The 19,941-nt window shown below is 63.0% G+C and carries 20 protein-coding genes; 8 read left to right on the top strand and 12 right to left on the bottom strand.

The window, feature by feature from the left end:
* The first annotated feature begins 120 nt into the window (after positions 1-120).
* On the top strand, positions 121-1,218 hold the full coding sequence (gene recA / locus L630_RS0113245) for a recombinase RecA (protein ID WP_024848733.1): 1,098 nt from the start codon (positions 121-123) through the stop codon (positions 1,216-1,218).
* 189 nt (positions 1,219-1,407) lie between these two features.
* A complete protein-coding gene (gene alaS, locus L630_RS0113250) occupies positions 1,408-4,071 on the top strand; it encodes an alanine--tRNA ligase (protein ID WP_024848734.1) in 2,664 nt (887 codons plus the stop codon).
* 206 nt (positions 4,072-4,277) lie between these two features.
* On the opposite strand, the gene L630_RS0113255 is transcribed toward alaS, so the two are convergent.
* Both L630_RS0113255 and L630_RS0113260 read right to left on the bottom strand, forming a co-directional pair.
* The gene (locus L630_RS0113255; RefSeq protein WP_024848735.1) at positions 4,278-4,640 is read right to left on the bottom strand and encodes a PRC-barrel domain-containing protein; all 363 of its coding nucleotides are present in this window, start codon (positions 4,638-4,640) and stop codon (positions 4,278-4,280) included.
* Positions 4,641-4,790: 150 nt separating this feature from the next.
* Positions 4,791-6,002 (bottom strand): NADP-dependent isocitrate dehydrogenase, encoded by a 1,212-nt coding sequence (locus L630_RS0113260; RefSeq protein ID WP_024848736.1) that lies wholly within the window; start codon positions 6,000-6,002, stop codon positions 4,791-4,793.
* A gap of 230 nt (positions 6,003-6,232) precedes the next feature.
* Here L630_RS0113260 and L630_RS0113265 point away from each other — a divergent pair, with 230 nt between their 5' ends.
* The 5 genes from L630_RS0113265 (at position 6,233) to ttcA (ending at position 10,575) form a co-directional block, all read left to right on the top strand.
* A complete protein-coding gene (locus L630_RS0113265) occupies positions 6,233-7,078 on the top strand; it encodes an RNA methyltransferase (RefSeq protein ID WP_024848737.1) in 846 nt (281 codons plus the stop codon).
* Positions 7,071-7,865: a glutamate racemase gene (gene murI / locus L630_RS0113270; protein ID WP_024848738.1), complete on the top strand. Its 795-nt coding sequence runs from the start codon at positions 7,071-7,073 to the stop codon at positions 7,863-7,865. Before L630_RS0113265 ends, murI begins: the two co-directional genes overlap by 8 nt.
* A 215-nt stretch (positions 7,866-8,080) precedes the next feature.
* Positions 8,081-8,698, top strand: a complete 618-nt coding sequence (gene rpsD, locus L630_RS0113275; protein WP_024848739.1) for a 30S ribosomal protein S4 — start codon at positions 8,081-8,083, stop codon at positions 8,696-8,698.
* Between the two features lie 77 nt (positions 8,699-8,775).
* Positions 8,776-9,705 (top strand): glutaminase, encoded by a 930-nt coding sequence (locus L630_RS0113280; RefSeq protein ID WP_024848740.1) that lies wholly within the window; start codon positions 8,776-8,778, stop codon positions 9,703-9,705.
* Positions 9,706-9,720: 15 nt separating this feature from the next.
* Positions 9,721-10,575 (top strand): tRNA 2-thiocytidine(32) synthetase TtcA, encoded by an 855-nt coding sequence (gene ttcA / locus L630_RS0113285; protein WP_024848741.1) that lies wholly within the window; start codon positions 9,721-9,723, stop codon positions 10,573-10,575.
* Here ttcA and L630_RS0113290 read toward each other — a convergent pair.
* The 10 genes from L630_RS0113290 to purC form a co-directional block, all read right to left on the bottom strand.
* Positions 10,565-11,821 carry a multidrug effflux MFS transporter gene (locus L630_RS0113290; RefSeq protein WP_084466011.1) on the bottom strand — a complete coding sequence of 419 codons (1,257 nt, stop codon included), beginning with the start codon at positions 11,819-11,821 and terminating at the stop codon, positions 10,565-10,567. The two genes, ttcA and L630_RS0113290, sit on opposite strands and share 11 nt — an antisense overlap.
* A gap of 85 nt (positions 11,822-11,906) precedes the next feature.
* On the bottom strand, positions 11,907-12,242 hold the full coding sequence (grxD, locus tag L630_RS0113295; RefSeq protein WP_024848743.1) for a Grx4 family monothiol glutaredoxin: 336 nt from the start codon (positions 12,240-12,242) through the stop codon (positions 11,907-11,909).
* A gap of 118 nt (positions 12,243-12,360) precedes the next feature.
* Positions 12,361-13,530: a hypothetical protein gene (locus tag L630_RS0113300; protein WP_034330339.1), complete on the bottom strand. Its 1,170-nt coding sequence runs from the start codon at positions 13,528-13,530 to the stop codon at positions 12,361-12,363.
* A 102-nt stretch (positions 13,531-13,632) separates the two neighbouring features.
* Positions 13,633-13,866 (bottom strand): BolA family transcriptional regulator, encoded by a 234-nt coding sequence (locus L630_RS0113305; protein WP_024848745.1) that lies wholly within the window; start codon positions 13,864-13,866, stop codon positions 13,633-13,635.
* A gap of 14 nt (positions 13,867-13,880) precedes the next feature.
* Positions 13,881-16,079: a phosphoribosylformylglycinamidine synthase subunit PurL gene (purL, locus tag L630_RS0113310; protein WP_034330313.1), complete on the bottom strand. Its 2,199-nt coding sequence runs from the start codon at positions 16,077-16,079 to the stop codon at positions 13,881-13,883.
* A 56-nt stretch (positions 16,080-16,135) separates the two neighbouring features.
* Positions 16,136-16,792 carry a hypothetical protein gene (locus L630_RS0113315; protein ID WP_024848747.1) on the bottom strand — a complete coding sequence of 219 codons (657 nt, stop codon included), beginning with the start codon at positions 16,790-16,792 and terminating at the stop codon, positions 16,136-16,138.
* Between the two features lie 49 nt (positions 16,793-16,841).
* Positions 16,842-17,240 carry a hypothetical protein gene (locus L630_RS0113320; protein ID WP_024848748.1) on the bottom strand — a complete coding sequence of 133 codons (399 nt, stop codon included), beginning with the start codon at positions 17,238-17,240 and terminating at the stop codon, positions 16,842-16,844.
* Positions 17,237-17,905: a phosphoribosylformylglycinamidine synthase subunit PurQ gene (gene purQ / locus L630_RS0113325; protein WP_024848749.1), complete on the bottom strand. Its 669-nt coding sequence runs from the start codon at positions 17,903-17,905 to the stop codon at positions 17,237-17,239. The genes L630_RS0113320 and purQ overlap by 4 nt, the downstream gene beginning before the upstream one ends.
* An 18-nt stretch (positions 17,906-17,923) precedes the next feature.
* Complete coding sequence (gene purS / locus L630_RS0113330; RefSeq protein ID WP_024848750.1) at positions 17,924-18,166, bottom strand: phosphoribosylformylglycinamidine synthase subunit PurS; 243 nt, start codon at positions 18,164-18,166, stop codon at positions 17,924-17,926.
* A 19-nt stretch (positions 18,167-18,185) separates the two neighbouring features.
* The gene (gene purC, locus L630_RS0113335) at positions 18,186-18,974 is read right to left on the bottom strand and encodes a phosphoribosylaminoimidazolesuccinocarboxamide synthase (RefSeq protein WP_024848751.1); all 789 of its coding nucleotides are present in this window, start codon (positions 18,972-18,974) and stop codon (positions 18,186-18,188) included.
* Between the two features lie 260 nt (positions 18,975-19,234).
* Between purC and L630_RS0113340 the strand changes: the two genes are divergently transcribed.
* The coding region (locus tag L630_RS0113340) for a GTP-binding protein (RefSeq protein WP_024848752.1) at positions 19,235-19,941 on the top strand (707 nt) is incomplete at its 3' end.

Below are 19,941 nucleotides of genomic sequence, written 5' to 3' on the forward strand. Positions count from 1 at the left end.
TCCGAAAAGCTATTTCAAATCAGTTATTTGATCGCTATTGCCAAATTGGAACAAAAAGAGTACAAAAAATCATTGGACACAGGACATCCGGCTTCGCGGTCCATCAAGGGGTAAGGTATCATGGCGCAGAACACATTACGGCTTGTTGAGGACGGTTCAGTGGATAAATCCAAGGCTCTCGATGCAGCGCTCTCCCAGATCGAGCGCGCTTTCGGCAAGGGCTCCATCATGCGGCTCGGCCAGAACGAGCAGGTGGTCGAGATCGAAACCGTTTCGACGGGTTCGCTCAGCCTTGATATCGCGCTCGGCGTGGGCGGCCTGCCGAAGGGACGCATTATCGAGATCTATGGCCCGGAAAGCTCGGGCAAGACCACGATGGCGCTGCACACCGTAGCCGAGGCCCAGAAGAAGGGCGGCATCTGCGCCTTCATCGATGCCGAGCACGCTCTTGATCCGGTCTATGCACGCAAACTCGGCGTCGACCTCGAGAACCTGCTGATCTCGCAGCCGGATACAGGCGAGCAGGCGCTGGAAATCTGCGACACGCTGGTCCGCTCCGGCGCCATCGATGTCCTGGTCGTCGACTCGGTTGCGGCACTGACGCCGCGCGCCGAAATCGAAGGTGAGATGGGCGATTCCCTGCCGGGCCTGCAGGCCCGCCTGATGAGCCAGGCGCTGCGCAAGCTGACCGCGTCGATCTCGCGCTCGAACTGCATGGTCATCTTCATCAACCAGATCCGCATGAAGATCGGCGTGATGTTCGGCTCGCCAGAGACGACCACCGGCGGCAACGCGCTCAAGTTCTACGCCTCGGTGCGTCTCGACATCCGCCGCATCGGTTCGGTCAAGGACCGCGACGAGGTCGTCGGCAACCAGACCCGCGTCAAGGTCGTCAAGAACAAGCTCGCTCCTCCCTTCAAGCAGGTCGAGTTCGACATCATGTACGGCGAGGGCGTTTCCAAGACGGGCGAGATCATCGACCTCGGCGTCAAGGCTGGCATCGTCGAGAAGTCCGGCGCGTGGTTCTCCTACAATTCCCAGCGCCTTGGGCAGGGTCGCGAGAACGCCAAGCAGTTCCTGCGTGACAATCCGGAGCTGCTGCGCGAGCTGGAACTCGCACTGCGCCAGAATGCAGGTCTCATCGCCGAGAAGTTCCTGGAGAACGGCGGCCCGGGCGACCAGGACGGCAACGATCTGGACGACGCCGCTGGCATGTAAGCCCCGCTAGAGCCGCGTTCCCGTGGCTTAGGGGTGTGATTTTCAGACCGCCGGGAGGGGTTCCGGCGGTCTTTTCCTTTGTGGACTGTCCGTTATCGTCCTGCTTTCTGGACAGCTTGAAAGCTGGACGTTAAAAGGCCTTTCCTTTCGGCCGCAAGGGGTGCGGCCGCTCTACCTGAAGGCATCGGCATGAGTGGTGGCGTCAACGAAATCCGGTCGACTTTTCTCGACTACTTCCGCAAGAACGGGCACGAGATTGTAGCGTCCAGCCCTCTGGTGCCTCGCAACGACCCGACATTGATGTTCACCAATGCGGGCATGGTCCAGTTCAAGAACGTCTTTACCGGACTTGAGACGCGCCCCTACACGCGCGCTGCCACCGCTCAGAAGAGCGTGCGCGCCGGCGGCAAGCACAACGACCTCGACAATGTCGGCTACACCGCTCGCCATCTCACCTTCTTCGAGATGCTCGGCAACTTCTCCTTCGGCGATTATTTCAAGGCCGAGGCGATCGAGCTTGCCTGGAACCTGATCACCAAGGACTTCGCCCTTCCGAAGGAAAAGCTGCTGGTCACCGTCTACCACACGGATGACGAGGCGGCTGAGCTCTGGAAGAAGATCGCCGGCTTCTCCGACGACAAGATCATCCGCATCCCGACCAGCGACAATTTCTGGGCGATGGGCGATACCGGTCCGTGCGGGCCGTGCTCGGAGATTTTCATCGATCGCGGCGAGCACATCTGGGGCGGCCCTCCCGGAAGCCCGGAAGAGGATGGTGACCGGTTCCTCGAATTCTGGAACCTGGTCTTCATGCAGTACGAGCAGGTCACCAAGGACGAGCGCGTCGACCTGCCGCGTCCGTCGATCGACACCGGCATGGGCCTCGAGCGCATGGCCTCGATCCTGCAGGGCGTCGAGAGCGTCTTCGAGACCGACCTGTTCCGCCACCTGATCGAGGCGACCGCCTCGGCGCTCGCCAAGGGACCGCAGCCCGACAACGTCGCTTCGTTCCGCGTCATCGCCGACCACCTGCGCTCGTCCTGCTTCCTGATCGCTGACGGCGTGCTGCCGTCGAACGAGGGCCGCGGCTACGTGCTTCGCCGCATCATGCGCCGCGCGATGCGCCATGCGCAGCTGCTTGGCGCCGCTGAGCCGCTGATGCACCGTCTGGTGCCGGCGCTGGTGCGCGAGATGGGCCAGGCCTATCCGGAACTCGGCCGCGCCGAGGCGCTGATCACCGAGACGCTGAAGCTTGAGGAAACCCGCTTCCGCAAGACGCTGGCCCGCGGCCTTGGTCTCCTCGAAGAGGCGACCTCGGGTCTGACGCAGGGCGCGCGCCTCGACGGCGAGACCGCGTTCAAGCTCTACGACACCTACGGCTTCCCGCTGGACCTCACGCAGGATGCGCTGCGCCAGCGCGGCATTCAGGTCGACACCGACGGCTTCAACGCCGCGATGGAGCGCCAGAAGGCCGAGGCCCGCGCCAACTGGTCTGGATCGGGCGAAGCGGCGACCGAGGCTGTCTGGTTCGCGCTGCGCGACAAATTGGGCGCGACCGAGTTCCTCGGCTACGAGACCGAGAAGGCCGAGGGCGTCATTACCGCGCTGGTGAAGGACGGCCAGGAAGTCGAGCGTGCGGCCGAAGGCGACGAAATCTCCGTCATCGTCAACCAGACGCCGTTCTACGGCGAGTCCGGCGGCCAGGTCGGCGACACCGGCATTTTTGCTGGCGAAGGTTTCCGCATCGAGATCATCGACACCCAGAAGAAGGCTGACGGCCTCTTCGTCCACTCGGCAAAGGTCGTGTCCGGTTCAGTTGCGCGGGGCGCTGCCGTCGAGATGACGGTCGACCACGCCCGCCGCTCGAAAATCCGCGCCAACCACTCGGCGACGCACCTCATGCACGAGGCGCTGCGCGAGGTTCTCGGCACCCATGTAGCCCAGAAGGGCTCGCTGGTTTCGCCGGATCGCTTGCGCTTCGACTTTTCGCATCCGAAGCCGATTTCTCCGGAAGAACTCGAGCTGGTCGAGACATACGCCAACGAGATCGTACTGCAGAACGCCGAAGTCACAACGCGCCTGATGGCGGTCGATGACGCGATCGCCGAGGGCGCCATGGCGCTGTTCGGCGAAAAGTACGGTGACGAGGTTCGCGTCGTTCGCATGGGCACCGCCCTTCATGGCGACAAGGCTGGCAAGGCGTATTCGACCGAGCTGTGCGGCGGCACGCATGTCTCGGCCACGGGCGACATCGGCCTGATCCGCGTCGTTTCGGAAGGTGCTGTTGCTGCGGGCGTGCGCCGTATCGAGGCGCTGACTGGCGATGCTGCCCGCCGCTATCTCGACGAGCAGGAGCGTCGCCTTAAGGCAGCCGCTTCCGTGCTCAAGGTCGCCCCGGCGGATGTCGTCACCCGCCTTGAGGCGGTCCTCGAAGAGCGCAAGAAGATGGAGCGCGAGCTTGCCGAAGCCCGTCGCCAGCTGGCGCTCGGTGGTGGCTCCGGCAGCAAGGCCAGCGATACCGAAACCGTTGCCGGCATCAACTTCCTTGGCCGTGTCGTCTCGGGCGTGACGCCGAAGGACCTCAAGCCGCTTGCAGACGAAGGCAAGAAGACGCTGGGTTCCGGCGTTGTGGTCTTCGTCGGCACCTCGGAAGACGGAAAGGCGAGCGTCGTGGTTGGCGTCACCGACGACATCAAGGATCGCTTCTCGGCTGTTGATCTTGTCCGTGCGGCATCGGCTGCAATCGGCGGGCAGGGCGGCGGCGGCCGTCCCGACATGGCCCAGGCCGGTGGCCCGGATGGCTCGAAGGCTGAAGCCGCCATCGAGGCCGTGAAGGCAATCCTCGCCGCCTGAGGCGCCGACGTTGAAACATGAACCAAGGGCCGCTCATGCGGCCCTTCAGTTTGTTGACAAACCCTCGACGCACCTTTCCGGAGCCCGAGATTCACGGAACGTCTCAGATTCAAAGTGAGAACGGATCGGAATCAACAAGCCTGATTTGAAGGCTCGCGGAACTTTGTCAGCAGTCTGAAGGGCCGCTCATGCGGCCCTTTTTCTTGTCAGTCGTTCCAGATTTCCATGGCGCTGACCCCCTCGGCGTCAACGTTGAGGGTCAGCCGGTTGTTCTCCCAAGTGAACTGGTCGAGCGGAACGACAATCTCTTCCTTCGGATAGGCACCGCCCTGCTCGAACTCGACGACAAGGGCGGATGGGGTGCTGGCGTCGGTGCCCAATACGTCGTCGACCTCGCCGATCTTCGTACCGGACGCATTGTGGACGTCGAGATCCTCGACCTGGTCGACGGTCGCGCCAATGGCCGGTACCTGGACGTTATCTTCCAGTTTTGTCCATGCGCCCTGCGCGAATGCTGTGGACGAGGCGAGGGCGGCTGCGAGGAATGCGCTGTGTTTCAATTTCAGCATGTCGGGACTCCCTGTTCGGGTACTCAATTCCCCGCAGGGTGAAAAGTTCGCCTGCTCGTAGCTGCACTGACCATAAATAAAAATGCCGGCGCGAATGTCGCGCCGGCGTCTCGTTGTTCAACTACAGACGGTGACTGTCCGCGCCTCTGATCAGGCCATGGCCTTCTGCAGGTTCTCGTCGATCTTGTCGAGGAAGCCGGTGGTCGACAGCCACGGCTGGTCGGCGCCGATCAGCAGCGCGAGGTCCTTGGTCATGAAGCCCGACTCGACGGTCTGGATGCAGACCTTCTCGAGGGTCTCGGCGAAGACCTTCAGCTGCTCGTTGTCGTCGAGCTTGGCGCGGTGCGCGAGGCCGCGGGTCCAGGCGAAGATCGACGCGATCGAGTTGGTCGAGGTCTCCTCGCCCTTCTGGTGCTGGCGGTAGTGACGGGTCACGGTGCCGTGTGCGGCCTCGGCCTCTACGGTTTTGCCATCCGGGGTCATCAGCACCGAGGTCATCAGGCCGAGCGAGCCGAAGCCCTGCGCGACGGTGTCGGACTGGACGTCGCCGTCATAGTTCTTGCACGCCCAGACGTAGCCGCCCGACCACTTCAGCGAGGCAGCGACCATGTCGTCGATCAGGCGGTGTTCGTACCAGATGCCGAGTTCCTTGAACTGGGCGGCGAACTCCTGCTCGTAGACTTCCTGGAAGATGTCCTTGAAGCGGCCGTCATAGGCCTTCAGGATGGTGTTTTTGGTCGACAGGTAGACCGGCCACTTGCGCAGCAGGCCGTAGTTCAGCGAGGCGCGGGCGAAGTCGCGGATCGACTCGTCGAGGTTGTACATGCCCATGGCGACACCGGCTGCCGGCGCGTCGAACACTTCATGCTCGATGACCTGGCCGTCCTCGCCGACGAACTTCATCGTCAGCTTGCCCTTGCCCGGGAAGCGGAAGTCGGTCGCGCGGTACTGGTCGCCAAAGGCGTGACGGCCGACGACGATCGGCTGGGTCCAGCCCGGAACCAGGCGCGGGACGTTCTTCATGATGATGGGCTCGCGGAAGATCGTGCCGCCGAGGATGTTGCGGATGGTGCCGTTCGGCGACTTCCACATCTTCTTCAGGCCGAATTCCTTCACGCGGGCTTCGTCCGGCGTGATGGTGGCGCACTTGACGCCGACGCCGTACTTCTGGATCGCCTTGGCGGCGTCGATCGTGATCTGATCGTCGGTAGCGTCGCGAGCCTCGATGCCGAGGTCGTAGTAATGCAGGTCAATGTCAAGGTAAGGGTGGATCAGCTTGTCCTTGATGAGCTGCCAGATGATCCTGGTCATCTCATCGCCGTCGAGCTCGACAACCGGATTTGCCACCTTGATCTTTGCCATGAGCATTGCCTCACTTTCAGGGGAGGGCCCAATGGCCCTTCTATGGATGGAAATGGCGCCCCTATAGCATTGCCGCCGGGCAACGCAAAGCCTTGGCAGCACGGTATTTCCCGGTTCTTCTTTCTGCCCCACCGGCAAGCGCGGCTTAATGCAGCGCATATAAGCTATGTCTTCAAATTACCTCCTGCCTGTGGCAGGGACGGAAACCCAAATCAGCAGGATGAGTGACCGTGGCAGGTACTGACCGCGAGAAGCAGTTGATCCAGGAAGGTCCAGCGATCGTCCTGGTCGAGCCACAGCTCGGCGAAAACATCGGCATGGTGGCGCGCGCCATGGCGAATTTCGGCCTGGCCGAACTTCGTCTCGTCAATCCGCGCGACGGCTGGCCGAACGAGAAGGCGCGCTCGGCGGCTTCCAAGGCCGACCACGTCATTGACGGCGCGCGCGTGTTCGACACGCTGCCTGAAGCCATCGCCGACATGAACTACGTAATCGCGACGACCGCGCGCCAGCGCGACGGTTTCAAGCCGGTGCGTGGCCCCGTCGAAGCCAGCCAGATACTGCGCCAGCGTTTTGCTGCTGGCCAGAAGACCGGCATCCTGTTCGGACGCGAGCGCTTCGGGCTCTACAACGAAGAGGTCGGCCTCGCCGACGAGATCGTGACCTTCCCGGTCAATCCGGCCTTCGCCTCGCTCAATATCGCCCAGGCGGTGCTGCTCATGTCGTATGAGTGGATGAAGGCAGGCATGGAGGACGAACTCGACCTCGCCTTCAGGGGCCCGGAGATCACGCCGGCGCCGAAGGTGGCGCTGCAGGGCCTGTTCGACCACCTGGAAGAAGCGCTGCAGGTGCGCGGCTATTTCCGCCCGGCGGCGAAGAAGCCGAAGATGGTCGACAATCTGCGCGCGGTACTGACCCGTCCGGGCTTCAGCGAGGCTGAGATCAAGGTGCTGCGCGGCATCGTCGCCTCGCTCGACTATTTTTCTCCCAAGGAGCCGCGCGGGACGTCCTATCCGCAGCGCAAGGCCAAGGCTGACGCCAAGGCGCACGGAAGCGAGGACGCTTCCGATGAGTGAACGTCCCGTACTCGTCTTCGATTCGGGCGTCGGCGGGCTGACGGTTCTGCGCGAGGCGCGGGTGCTAATGCCGGATCGGCAATTTGTCTACGTCGCGGACGATGCCGGCTTTCCTTATGGCGCCTGGGCCGAGGAGGCGCTGCGCGAGCGTATCGTCAAACTGTTCGGCACGCTGCTCGCCAAGTACAAGCCGGAGATCGCGGTCATTGCCTGCAACACGGCGTCCACGCTGGTCCTGGGCGATCTGCGCGCGGCCTATCCGGACACGCCGTTCGTCGGCACCGTGCCAGCGATCAAGCCGGCGGCGGAGCGTACGCGCTCCGGCATTGTTTCAGTGCTGGCAACGCCGGGAACTGTCCGGCGCCAGTACACCCGCGATCTGATCGACCACTGGGCGTCGAAGGTGCATGTTCGCCTTGTCGGAAGTGAGCGTCTTGCCTCGCTCGCGGAGGCCTACATGCGCGACGGATTTGTCGACGAGGAGGCGGTGCGGGCGGAGATCGCACCGTGCTTCATCGAGCAGGACGGCAAGCGCACCGACATCGTCGTGCTTGCCTGCACGCATTATCCGTTCCTGGTGAACCGCATGCGCAAGACGGCGCCCTGGCCGGTCGACTGGATCGATCCCGCAGAGGCGATCGCCCGGCGCGCGCTGTCACTGCTCGCGCCCGTGCAGCGGGACGAGCTCGCCGAGCCGCTGTTTCCAACCGACATTGCCGTGTTCACGACAGGCCAGCCGGACCGTGCGTCGCGGCGGCTCATGCAGGGGTTCGGGCTGCACGCCTGAATTCCCGCAGTTTGCGTTGACATTGGGGACGGAATCCCATAGGTCAGCGCCAACTCCGCGCCGCAAGGTGCGGTGTTGTCGTTTACGTGTCCCGTGGACATCTTCGCAATGCGTGCGTGGGTTGTCCTGTCAGGTCTCCATTGCGGGGCCAAAGGAGGGCGCGTTCCTTTGCCCGGGGCGAGAGCTTCGGGTGCAACTCTTTGAAAGGGAATGCGATGAGCAAGCGCGAATCCGCAAAGTACAAAATTGACCGCCGTATGGGCGAAAACATCTGGGGCCGTCCGAAGTCCCCGGTGAACAAGCGCGAATACGGCCCGGGCCAGCACGGCCAGCGCCGCAAGGGCAAGATGTCGGACTTCGGTCTGCAGCTGCGCGCCAAGCAGAAGCTCAAGGGCTACTACGGCGACATCTCCGAGAAGCAGTTCCGCAAGACCTATGACGAGGCTGCTCGTCGCAAGGGCGACACCCCGGACAACCTGATCGGTCTGCTCGAGTCGCGCCTCGACGCGATCGTCTACCGCGCCAAGTTCGTTCCGACGATCTTCGCTGCCCGTCAGTTCGTCAACCACGGCCACGTCAACGTCAACGGCAAGCGCGTGAACATCGGTTCCTACCGCTGCAAGCCGGGCGACGTCATCGAGGTCCGCGAGAAGTCGAAGCAGCTCGTCATCGTTCTGGAGTCCGTCCAGCTCGCTGAGCGTGATGTTCCGGACTATCTCGAGGTCGACCACAACAAGATGACTGCGAAGTTCCTCCGCGCCCCGGGCCTCGCCGAGGTTCCGTACCCGGTCCAGATGGAGCCGAACCTGGTCGTCGAGTTCTACTCGCGCTAACAGGTGCCAGCGTCTGACGCTACGAATTCGGAAAGCCGCCTTCGGGCGGCTTTTTCGTCAGATAGAGGGGGTATCGGATGGAAGACCTTCAGGCTCTTGTCGACGACATCAGCAGGGAGATGGCCGCGCGGGAAGAACGCGGGAAGGTGGCCGACTACATCCCCGAACTGGCAAAGGTCGACCCCGGGCATTTCGGCATCGCCATCACGACCGTGGGCGGCCGCGAATATTTCGCCGGCGACGCCGAGCTGCCATTTTCCATCCAGAGCGTCTCCAAGGTCTTCGCGCTGACGCTGGCGCTCGGCAAGGTCGGTGACCGGCTGTGGAACCGTGTCGGGCGCGAACCTTCGGGCTCCGCCTTCAACTCGATCGTCCAACTCGAGCGCGAGAACGGCAAGCCGCGCAATCCCTTCATCAATGCGGGTGCGATCGTCGTGGCAGACCATCTGCTCGGCGGCCACATGCCGAAGGAAGCGATCGGCGAAATCGTGCAGTTCGTCCGCTTCCTGGCCGACGACGATTCGATCTACATCGACCACGCGGTCGCGAAGTCCGAGCAGGAAACCGGCTTCCGCAACTTCGCGCTGGCGCAGTTCATGCGCTCGTTCGGCATCATCGAACATCCGGCCGAGCAGGTGCTCGGCGTCTATTTCCACCAGTGCGCGCTTGCCATGACGTGCCGGCAGCTCGCGCGCGCCGGCTTGTTTCTGGCAGCCGGCGGCACAAATCCGCGAACGGGGCGCACTGTCGTCTCGCGCGACCGCGCGCGCCGCATCAACGCCCTCATGCTCACCTGCGGCCACTATGACGGGTCCGGCGAGTTCGCCTACCGCGTCGGCCTGCCGGGCAAGAGCGGCGTCGGCGGCGGCATTCTTGCGGTTGCGCCGGGCAAGGCATCGGTCGCAGTGTGGTCGCCGGGCCTGAACAAGAATGGCAATTCGCTACTCGGCAGCCAGGCGCTGGAAATGCTGGCGCAACGCACCGGCTGGTCTATCTTCGGGCAATAGAAAGGGTCCGCAGCCATGAACATCGCCGTCGACACGCCTGAAGCCGAGGACGATCTCGCCGCCACGCATCCAATGTTTCGGGATGCGCCGAGCTCGGGTGAGTTCAACAAGCTGCGCAAGCGCCTGATCCGCAATACTCGGCAGGCCATCGAAGACTTTGCAATGATTACGCCCGGCCAGAAGTGGCTCGTGGCGCTTTCCGGGGGCAAGGATTCCTATGGGCTGCTGGCGCTGTTGCTGGACCTGAAGTGGCGCGGGCTGCTGCCGGTCGAGCTGCTTGCCTGCAATCTCGATCAGGGCCAGCCGAATTTCCCGACGCACATCCTGCCGGACTACCTGACGCGCATCGGCGTGGAGCACCGGATCGAATACCAGGACACCTATTCGGTCGTCACCGACAAGATCCCTGAGAACAAAACCTACTGCTCGCTCTGCTCGCGCCTGCGCCGAGGCCATCTCTACCGCGTCGCGCGGGAAGAGGGGTGCTCGGCGCTCGTCCTTGGCCATCACCGCGAGGACATTCTGGAGACCTTCTTCCTCAACCTGTTCCACGGCGGACGGCTGGCCGCGATGCCGCCGAAGCTGGTGAACGACGAGGGTGACCTCCTGGTGATGCGACCGCTGGCCTATTGCGCGGAGAACGACCTCGCGCGCTTCGCGGAAGCCATGAAGTTCCCGATCATCCCCTGCGACCTGTGTGGTAGCCAGGAGGGTCTGCAGCGCAATGCGATGAAGATGATGCTCGATGACATCGAGCGCAGGATGCCGGGCCGCAAGGATACAATGATCAGGGCTCTCGGTAATGTGCGGCCGAGCCATCTGCTCGACCGCAATCTGTTCGACTTTGCGTCGCTGGGGGTCAGTGCCTGAGCCCCTCCTGACGCTGCGGGGCGGCCGCGTAGAGTTTGCCCTTTTCTGCAATCGCCACCAGCACCAGCGCGATCACCGCCAGGCCGAAGAAGCCGGCGGCAAGCGGCGTGGTCGTGCCGTCGAAAGCCTGGCCGATCACCGCACCGATGAAGCCGCCACCCAGCGTCTGGATGAAGCCCTGAACCGATGAAGCCGAGCCGGCGATGTGGCCGAGCGGCTCCATTGCGATCGAGTTGAAGTTCGAGCCGATCCAGCCGAACTGGAACATCGCCAGCGCGAACAGGATCAGGAACGGCACGAACGGCACGGTGCCGTTCATCGACCACACCAGCCAGATCAGCGAGACGAGCATGAAGCCGGTCAGAGCGCCGTGCGACAGGCGACGCATGCCGACCCGAACAACGAAGCGCGAGTTGAGGTAGGACGACAGGGCCATGAAGCCGGCGATCACCGCGAAGACGAGCGGGAACGTGTTCCCGAGGCCATAGATGCCGACATAGACCTGCTGTGCCGAATTGATGAAGGCAAACAGCGCGCCGAAGACGAAGGTGGAGGCCAGCGTGTAGAGCAGCGAGAAGCGATTGGTCAGGACAATCGCAAATGCGCTGCTGATCGACGCAATCGTGAACGGCCTGCGATCTTCCGGCGCGAGCGTCTCCGGCATGCGCAGGAAGCCCCATAGGACGATCGCGGCGCCGGCGATTCCCATCGAGAAGAAGATGAACTGCCAGCCGCCAATCAGCAGCATGATCTGCCCCACGGACGGCGCGATGACGGGGATGACCATGAACACCATGAAGATCAGCGACATAGTCTCAGCCATCTGCCGGCCGCCAAAGCGGTCGCGGACCATCGATACGGCAATGACGCGGGTCGAGGCGGCGCCAATGCCCTGCAGGAAGCGCATGGCGAGCACGCCCTCAAACGACGTCATGAACGCGGCCGCAATTGCCGCGACGACATAGATGAGCATGCCGGCCATCAGCGGATTGCGGCGGCCGTAGCGGTCGGATAGCGGCCCGTAGGGGAGCAGCGCCAGCGCCATGCCGGCAAAATAGGCCGAGATGACATACTGGCGGTGGTTCTCGTTCTCGACGCCCAGACTTGCTCCCATCTGCTGCAGGCCCGGCAGCATGATGTCGATGGCGAGTGCGTTCAGGGACATTAGGGCCGCGGCGAGCGCGATGAACTCGATCTTCGACAGTCCAAGTCCTGGTGCTTTTTCTTCTCCGGTTCTTTGTTGCATCCGGATTTTCCTTATTAAGACGAGAAATGCGCCGGTTGTTACCGACGCATTCGAAGTTTTTCAATTAAGCGGTTGCTGCGAGGGATCAGGCAGCGCCGCGCAGGCTGATGCCCCTCTCAGACAGAAAATCTTGAAGCTCGCCCGCCTGGAACATCTCGCGGACGATGTCGCAACCGCCGACAAACTCACCCTTCACGTAAAGCTGCGGGATGGTCGGCCAGTTCGAGTAATCCTTGATGCCCTGGCGGATTTCGTCGGAGCTGAGGACGTTGATGCCCTTGTAGTCGACACCCAGGTAGTCAAGGATCTGGACGACCTGCCCCGAGAAACCGCATTGCGGGAAGCCCGGCGTACCCTTCATGAAGAGCACGACGTCGTTGGTCTTGACCTCATTGTCGATGAATTCGTGGATGTCGCTCATCTGGCGTGTCCTTTACTGGTCGGGTTCAAGGTCCGACGTTGGATGATTTGCCCCTATGTATTGCAGTGGAGGCAAAGGCGCAATCGTACGCACAAGATCGTGCACGCACTGTGGCGCTTCAGCGACCCGAAACTGACCCGTCTTCCGCAATCGGCGGCAGCTGGTCGTAGCTATAGCCGACGAACGACGCAGCGGGCAGGGGGCCTGCCACCATCAGCCCGAAGTCGTGCGGCACGCGCAGGTCCGATCCCATCACATACTGCCGGTGAACGCGCAGGATGTCGTACTTGATTCGCTTATAGTGCTCGCGGGTCAGGGTGCGGCGCACGCGCATCTGCACTATTTCGGGTTGCGGCACATCGGGATGGCCGAGCGCCTTCGCCACCGGGGCCTTGTAGAAGTTCACCGGATCCGTGAGGCACTGGACCTCGAACCAGGTGACATTCGGCGCACCCAGTATCAGCTTGGCGCGCTCGCGCAGCCTCTTTGCGGAGCGCAGCAGGCCGCACTGCAGCAGCGCGCCGCCGAGAGTGAGGAACGCGACCTTCTTGCCGGCGGCGAGCTCCGGCTCCCGCTCGAGCAATGTGCCGAAGGTGTGCGTTGCCCAGTTGGTGCCCATGCTGTGCGACGCGACCAGATACTCGTCGGCCGGCTGCGAAAATGCTTCACGAAGGCCGTCATAGAATTCTTCCAACCGCCGATTTGCGTTTTCGTTGTTCTGGCGCGCCATGGCGAGCGCCAGCTGCCAGTTCGAGAACAGCAGCATGGTGTGTAGCCGCTCCGCCCTCGGGAGGAACAGGTAGCGGAAGAAGCCGAAGGCTGCCGGCAGCGACCAGATCAGGTGCAGCGGCGAGAGGTCAAAGATGAACGGTATGAGGGCAATGCCGGCCGTGACCGCCAGCGCCAGCAACATCAGCAGGAACGGGAACAGAAAGAACAGTGCAAAGCGCCAAGCCCAGCGGAAGTAGCCGAACAGGCCGCCCTCGGCGATCACGTTGAGGAACGCGCCGAAACCGCGTGCGATCTGGATCGGCAGCGACCGCTTGCGCAGGGTGGCGATCACCGAGCTGTGCTCCATCAGGTAGAAGCGGGTCTCGGCACGCCAGTCTGGCCCGGAAGCGACGACATCGAAATAGGGATGGGCAGGAGAGCCGGCCAGTGCGCCGGTCTCGATCTTGCAGTTCCACTGGGTGGCGGTCTGCGCGGCGGTGCGCTGGAAGCGGATCCGCTGTGCTTCCGCATCCAGCGGTTCGAATCCGCAAAAAAGAACGGCGACGCGTCGTTTCACTGCGTCGCCGGGCGCGGACGCGTGCGTCGAATTCGGGTCCATAAATTCAAACTCACATGAATTTCAGGCAGAAGCCGACGTACGCGTTACTCTCGTATCGACTTACTGGGGAACGCTCGTCTGGAGGGCGAGTGCGTGCAGCACGCCGCCCATGTTGCCCTGCAGAGCATTGTAGACCATCTGGTGCTGCTGCACACGGGTCTTGCCGCGGAAGCTCTCGGCGACGACCTCAGCCGCGAAGTGATCGCCATCGCCGGCAAGGTCGCGAATCGTCACGACGGCATCGGGAATGCCTTCCTTGATGAGTCGTTCGATTTCCTTTGCGTCCATTGCCATAGTCCTAGCCCTCCTCAGTTGCCCATGAACTTGGGGAACCAGCCTTCATGTGCGGCCTTCAGTTCATCAACCGATATGGCACGGGCATTGCCGAGCTTCAAGGACGAGCCGCCCGTGGTACCGATACGCTGGACGCTGACGCCGTCGGCTGCGAGCTTCTCTCCCGTGCCTTTAGCAACAGTGACGAGGTAGCGGCCCTGATCCTCGCCGAAGAAGGTGGCGAGAGCGGAGCCAGATGCCGGCTCATCGATGGTGGCGCCGATGCCGGATGCCATCGCCATTTCGGCGAGCGCGACGGCAAGACCGCCGTCCGAGAGGTCGTGTGCGGCGGTCGCAACGCCGTCGGCGATCAGCTTGCGGACGAAATCGCCGACCTTGCGCTCGTGGGCGAGATCAACATGCGGGGCAGGGCCTTCCTTCTTGCCGAACAGTTCGCGCAGATAGGCCGACTGGCCGAGATGCGTGCCCCACTCGGCCGGGGCGCCGATCAGCAGGATTTCCTCGCCTTCGGCAGCGAAGGCAACGCGCGACATACGCGACCAGTCCTCGATCAGGCCGACGCCGCCGATGGTCGGGGTCGGCAGGATGCCCTTGCCGAGCGTCTCGTTGTAGAGCGAGACGTTGCCTGAGACGATCGGGAAGTCGAGGGCGCGGCAGGCCTCGCCGATGCCTTTGATGGCGAAGACGAACTGGCCCATGATCTCCGGACGTTCCGGATTGCCGAAGTTGAGGTTGTCGGTGGCCGCGAGCGGGAGCGCGCCGCTTGCGGTCAGGTTGCGCCAGCACTCGGCAACTGCCTGCTTGCCGCCCTCATACGGGTCGGCCTCGCAGTAGAACGGGTTGACGTCGGACGAGAAGGCGAGCGCCTTCTTTTCGTGACCTTCGACGCGAATGACGCCCGCATCAGCGCCCGGGCGCTGCAGCGAGTTGCCCTGGATCATGGTGTCGTACTGTTCCCACACCCAGCGGCGCGACGACAGGTTCGGCGAATCGAGCAGCTTCAGGAGCGAATCGGCGACATCAGCCTGCGGGATCTCGGATGCGGAAAGCGGCGCCGGCTTGGAAGGCTCGACCCAGGGACGGTCGTATTCCGGTGCCTCGTCGCCCAGCTCCTTGATCGGCAGGTTCGCGACTTCCTCGCCCTGGTGGAATACGCGGAAGCGCAGGTCGTCGGTCGTCTCGCCGACGACGGCGAAGTCGAGACCCCACTTGCGGAAGATCGCCTCGGCCTCGGCTTCCTTCTCGGGGCGGAGCACCATGAGCATGCGCTCCTGGCTCTCCGAGAGCATCATCTCGTAGGCCGACATCGCTTCCTCGCGGACCGGCACCTTGTCGAGGTCGAGGCGGATGCCGAGGTCGCCCTTGGCGCCCATTTCGACGGCCGAGCAGGTGAGGCCAGCCGCGCCCATGTCCTGAATGGCGATGACAGCGCCGGAGGCCATCAGCTCGAGGCAGGCTTCGAGCAGGCACTTTTCGGTGAATGGATCGCCGACCTGAACGGTCGGGCGCTTTTCCTCAATCGATTCGTCGAACTCGGCCGAGGCCATGGTCGCGCCGCCGACGCCGTCGCGGCCGGTCTTGGCGCCGAGATAGACGACCGGAAGGCCGACGCCCTCGGCCTTCGAGTAGAAGATCTTGTCGGCATCAGCTAGGCCGGCAGCGAAGGCATTGACCAGGATGTTGCCGTTATAGCGCTCGTCGAACTGGACCTCGCCACCCACGGTCGGCACGCCGAACGAATTGCCGTAGCCGCCGACACCGGCAACGACGCCGGAGACGAGGTGCTTGGTCTTCGGATGGTCAGGCTCGCCGAAGCGAAGCGCGTTCATGGCCGCGACGGGGCGTGCGCCCATGGTGAAGACGTCGCGCAGGATGCCGCCAACGCCCGTCGCCGCGCCCTGGTAAGGCTCGATGTAGGACGGGTGATTGTGGCTCTCCATCTTGAAGACAACGGCCTGGCCGTCGCCGATGTCGACCACGCCGGCATTCTCGCCCGGACCCTGGATCACGCGGGGACCCGAGGTCGGCAGCGTACGGAGCCACTTCTTTGACGACTTGTAGGAGCAGTGCTCGTTCCACATCGCCGAGAAGATGCCGAGCTCGGTGAAGGTCGGCTCGCGGCCGATCAGCTGGAGGATGCGCTGATACTCGTCCGGCTTGAGGCCATGCGAAGCGACCAGCTCTGGCGTGATGGGAAAGTCGTTGCGGATCATGGTTCTTCCAACGTGCGTCGAACTGGCGGGGACCAGTGGTTTTTCAGTTTAGCAGCTTACGCTGCCGGATCGAGGCGGTTGCGCGCATCGGCGACCGCGGGCGGCACCGTTGCGCGTAAGCGGGTTGCGAACGCCAGTCCCATGCAGGCGATCACACCGTAGGCATTAAGTTCCAGCTGTTCTTCGAGGAAAACGAAGATGTTGGTCCAATCCGAGGGCGTCTTGGCGATGTGTTCGCTAACGTTTGAGGCAACCATGATGGCTGCCACCAGCACCACCGGCCAGACATGGACGAGGTGAACAGCGCGAATGGCTCGTAGAAGATCCTGCGTGTGGCGGGCGACGAGCGCCAGCAGGATGAGCACGACCGGAATCCAGAAGGAAAGGCGAACGCTCATGCTGCGTAACTGGTAGATCCAGCTGTCTGTACCCCAGGCAGTAAAATCGAATTCGCGCTGCAGCATCAGCAGCATGAGAGCAGTCCAGCACCACATTACGGCACGCAGGAGCCGGCGTGAGCGCAGTGCGCCGAAGATGCCTGCGAGGAACGAAGCGAACAGGACGAAGAGCTGCACGTCCTCGATCGGACCGTTCTCGATCGATGCGGCGGCCCAGCCGACGACAGCCGCCGTCGCAAAGCCCATGACGTTAAGGGCTGCGAGCACCAGCAGCAGAAGCCGGGCAAATGGACCTTTGAACGCGAAAAACGACAACGTCTCTTCCTAATGGATCAGGCACGCGCGCCAGCGAATCGAGAGCAGCTCACGCGCAGGAATCATTACCGCGGCGCCAGCGCTCGATGTCGGCGGAGATTCGCGGCGCAGCGGCCGTATCGAGCATCGGGCCGAAGGCCGACACCTGGCCGGCGCTGCCCTCTGCCTGGACAACCAGCAGCGGACGGCCGCCAAAGTTACCTTTCGGCACGAGCAGGAAACGCGGGCGGCCGGTGAAGGAGTTCAGCTCGTTGGCGAAGCTGTACTCGCGGAATGCCGGATCGCGGCTGGCGAACCAACACTTATGGGCGGCCTTTGCGACCATCTCCATGTTTCGGAGCGCAGCGCTTTTGCCGGACGGCTGGGAGACCGGGGCGGACGGCTTCGACTGGCACGCGGCGAGGGCTGCAAGTGCGGCGATCAGGGCAGCACTTGCAAGCGGCCTCATGCAGCAACTCCGAGCGCGCTCTCGAACAGGCCGCGACCGTCGACGCCGCCGTGAGCGGACTCGATCAGGTTCTCCGGATGGGGCATCATGCCGAGCACGTTGCCCTTCTCGCTGACGATGCCGGCGATGTTGTTGATCGAGCCGTTCGGGTTGGTGCCCTCGGCGTAGCGGAACGCCACCTGGCCTTCGCCCTCAAGACGCGCCAGCGTCTCGGGATCGGCAAAGTAGTTGCCGTCGTGGTGGGCGACCGGGCAACGGATGATCTGGCCCAGCTGGTAGGCGCGGGTGAAGGCGGTGTTCGCGTTCGCGACCTCAAGCTTCACCTCGCGGCAGACGAACTTCAGCGAGGTGTTGCGCATCAGCGCGCCGGGGAGCAGGCCGGCTTCCAGCAGGATCTGAAAGCCATTGCAGACGCCCATGACGAGCACGCCCTTCGCTGCCTTCTCGGCAACGGCGCGCATCACCGGCATGCGGGCGGCAATCGCGCCACAACGCAGATAGTCGCCGTAGGAAAAGCCACCCGGAATCACGATCAGGTCGACGTCCGGAATTTCGGTGTCGGTTTGCCACACGGTCAGCGGCGCGCGGCCACCGACCTTGGTCAGCGCCGCGATCATGTCGCGGTCGCGATTCAGGCCGGGCAGCAGGACAACGGCAGACTTCATGTCAGTCAGGCCTCCAGGTCAGAGGATGGCGACCGAGTAATTCTCGATCACGGTGTTGGCTAGCAGCTGTTCGCACATGGCCTTGACGTCAGCCTCGGCCTTGGCCTTGTCGGTGCCTTCCAGTTCAAGATCGAAGACCTTGCCCTGGCGGACGCCGCCAACACCTGCGAAACCGAGGGCGCCAAGCGCACCCTCGATAGCCTTGCCCTGAGGGTCCAGGACCCCGTTCTTAAGCGTTACGGTAACGCGCGCCTTGATCACTTGGCGTGTCCTTCGAAACTTAGTGAACGCTGCCCTTGTCGGGCTTGGAGGAGACGAGAACCGGACCGGAACGCGGCGGCTCGTTCTCGTTCATGATGCCGAGACGGCGGGCGACTTCCTGGTAGGCTTCGACCAGGCCGCCCATGTCGCGACGGAAACGGTCCTTGTCGAGCTTGTCCTGGGTCGTGGTGTCCCACAGGCGGCAGGAATCAGGCGAGATCTCGTCAGCGAGCACGATTCGCATCATGTCGCCCTCGAACAGGCGGCCGAATTCGACCTTGAAGTCGATCAGCTGGATGCCGACGCCGAGGAAGAGACCGCTGAGGAAATCGTTGATGCGGATGGCGAGCGCCATAATGTCATCAATTTCCTGCGGCGAGGCCCAGCCGAACGCGGTGATGTGCTCTTCCGAGACCATCGGATCGTCCAGGGCGTCTGCCTTGTAGTAGAACTCGATGATCGAGCGCGGCAGAACGGTGCCTTCCTCGAGGCCGAGACGCTTGGCCAGCGAGCCGGCCGCAACATTGCGCACAACTACCTCGAGCGGGATGATCTCGACTTCCTTGATCAGCTGCTCGCGCATGTTGAGACGGCGGATGAAGTGCGTCGGGATGCCGATCCGGTTCAGGTGCGTGAAGATGTGCTCGGAGATTCGGTTGTTGAGGACACCCTTGCCATCGACAACCTCGTGCTTCTTCTTGTTGAACGCGGTAGCGTCGTCCTTGAAGAACTGAATCAGGGTTCCAGGCTCAGGCCCCTCATAAAGGATTTTGGCCTTGCCTTCGTAGATGCGGCGACGACGTGTCATGGCTATCTCTGGTTTCCGGAGCGGCGGTAGTGCCGGGGCTCCTGTTGCTACAAGGCCTGCTGTCGGCCTTAGCCTGCGACGGGATTCACAGCGGCTCTCTATCCTAAACGCGCGCTTTCCTCAATCGGGAATGCTGCAATTGCACAGGCGGTGCACGCACTCGCCAAAAATTGACAAAAGGCTTGTGTTTTTCAGCGGTACTCGCTAAGCGCCCGCAATCTGCATCCAATACGCACCCACGGCGTCAAAGGGAAGTTGAAATGGCCAAAGGTAAATTTGAGCGCACGAAGCCGCATGTGAACATCGGTACGATTGGTCACGTTGACCACGGCAAGACGTCGACGACGGCTGCGATCACCAAGTACTTCGGTGAGTACAAGGCTTACGACCAGATCGACGCAGCGCCGGAAGAGAAGGCACGCGGCATCACCATCTCGACGGCTCACGTCGAGTACGAGACCGAGGCGCGCCACTACGCTCACGTCGACTGCCCGGGTCACGCCGACTACGTGAAGAACATGATCACCGGTGCTGCGCAGATGGACGGCGCGATCCTGGTCGTGTCGGCTGCTGACGGCCCGATGCCGCAGACCCGCGAGCACATCCTGCTCGCCCGTCAGGTTGGCGTTCCGGCGATCGTCGTGTTCCTGAACAAGGTCGACCAGGTCGACGATCCGGAGCTGCTCGAGCTCGTCGAGCTCGAGATCCGCGAGCTGCTGTCGTCNTACGAGTTCCCGGGCGACGAGATTCCGATCGTTCCGGGTTCGGCGCTTGCTGCTCTTGAGGACTCCAACAAGGAGATCGGCGAGGACGCCATCCGNAAGCTGATGGCTGCGGTTGACGAGTACATCCCGACCCCGGAGCGTCCGATCGACCAGCCGTTCCTGATGCCGATCGAAGACGTGTTCTCGATCTCGGGCCGCGGCACCGTCGTGACCGGCCGCGTCGAGCGCGGTATCGTCAAGGT

This window comes from Aminobacter sp. J41 (assembly GCF_000526635.1).
Classification (GTDB): Bacteria; Pseudomonadota; Alphaproteobacteria; order Rhizobiales; family Rhizobiaceae; genus Aerobium.

Bases quoted from the DNA above. Each gene is read 5' to 3' on its own strand.
- purC (WP_024848751.1), bottom strand. From the start codon at position 18,974: ATGACACGTCGTCGCCGCATCTACGAAGGCAAGGCCAAAATCCTTTAT.
- rpsD (WP_024848739.1), top strand. From the start codon at position 8,081: ATGAGCAAGCGCGAATCCGCAAAGTACAAAATTGACCGCCGTATGGGC.
- L630_RS0113290 (WP_084466011.1), bottom strand. From the start codon at position 11,821: ATGCAACAAAGAACCGGAGAAGAAAAAGCACCAGGACTTGGACTGTCG.
- L630_RS0113320 (WP_024848748.1), bottom strand. From the start codon at position 17,240: ATGAGGCCGCTTGCAAGTGCTGCCCTGATCGCCGCACTTGCAGCCCTC.
- grxD (WP_024848743.1), bottom strand. From the start codon at position 12,242: ATGAGCGACATCCACGAATTCATCGACAATGAGGTCAAGACCAACGAC.
- ttcA (WP_024848741.1), top strand. From the start codon at position 9,721: ATGAACATCGCCGTCGACACGCCTGAAGCCGAGGACGATCTCGCCGCC.
- L630_RS0113305 (WP_024848745.1), bottom strand. From the start codon at position 13,866: ATGGCAATGGACGCAAAGGAAATCGAACGACTCATCAAGGAAGGCATT.
- L630_RS0113260 (WP_024848736.1), bottom strand. From the start codon at position 6,002: ATGGCAAAGATCAAGGTGGCAAATCCGGTTGTCGAGCTCGACGGCGAT.
- recA (WP_024848733.1), top strand. From the start codon at position 121: ATGGCGCAGAACACATTACGGCTTGTTGAGGACGGTTCAGTGGATAAA.
- purQ (WP_024848749.1), bottom strand. From the start codon at position 17,905: ATGAAGTCTGCCGTTGTCCTGCTGCCCGGCCTGAATCGCGACCGCGAC.
- L630_RS0113255 (WP_024848735.1), bottom strand. From the start codon at position 4,640: ATGCTGAAATTGAAACACAGCGCATTCCTCGCAGCCGCCCTCGCCTCG.
- murI (WP_024848738.1), top strand. From the start codon at position 7,071: ATGAGTGAACGTCCCGTACTCGTCTTCGATTCGGGCGTCGGCGGGCTG.
- purL (WP_034330313.1), bottom strand. From the start codon at position 16,079: ATGATCCGCAACGACTTTCCCATCACGCCAGAGCTGGTCGCTTCGCAT.
- alaS (WP_024848734.1), top strand. From the start codon at position 1,408: ATGAGTGGTGGCGTCAACGAAATCCGGTCGACTTTTCTCGACTACTTC.
- L630_RS0113280 (WP_024848740.1), top strand. From the start codon at position 8,776: ATGGAAGACCTTCAGGCTCTTGTCGACGACATCAGCAGGGAGATGGCC.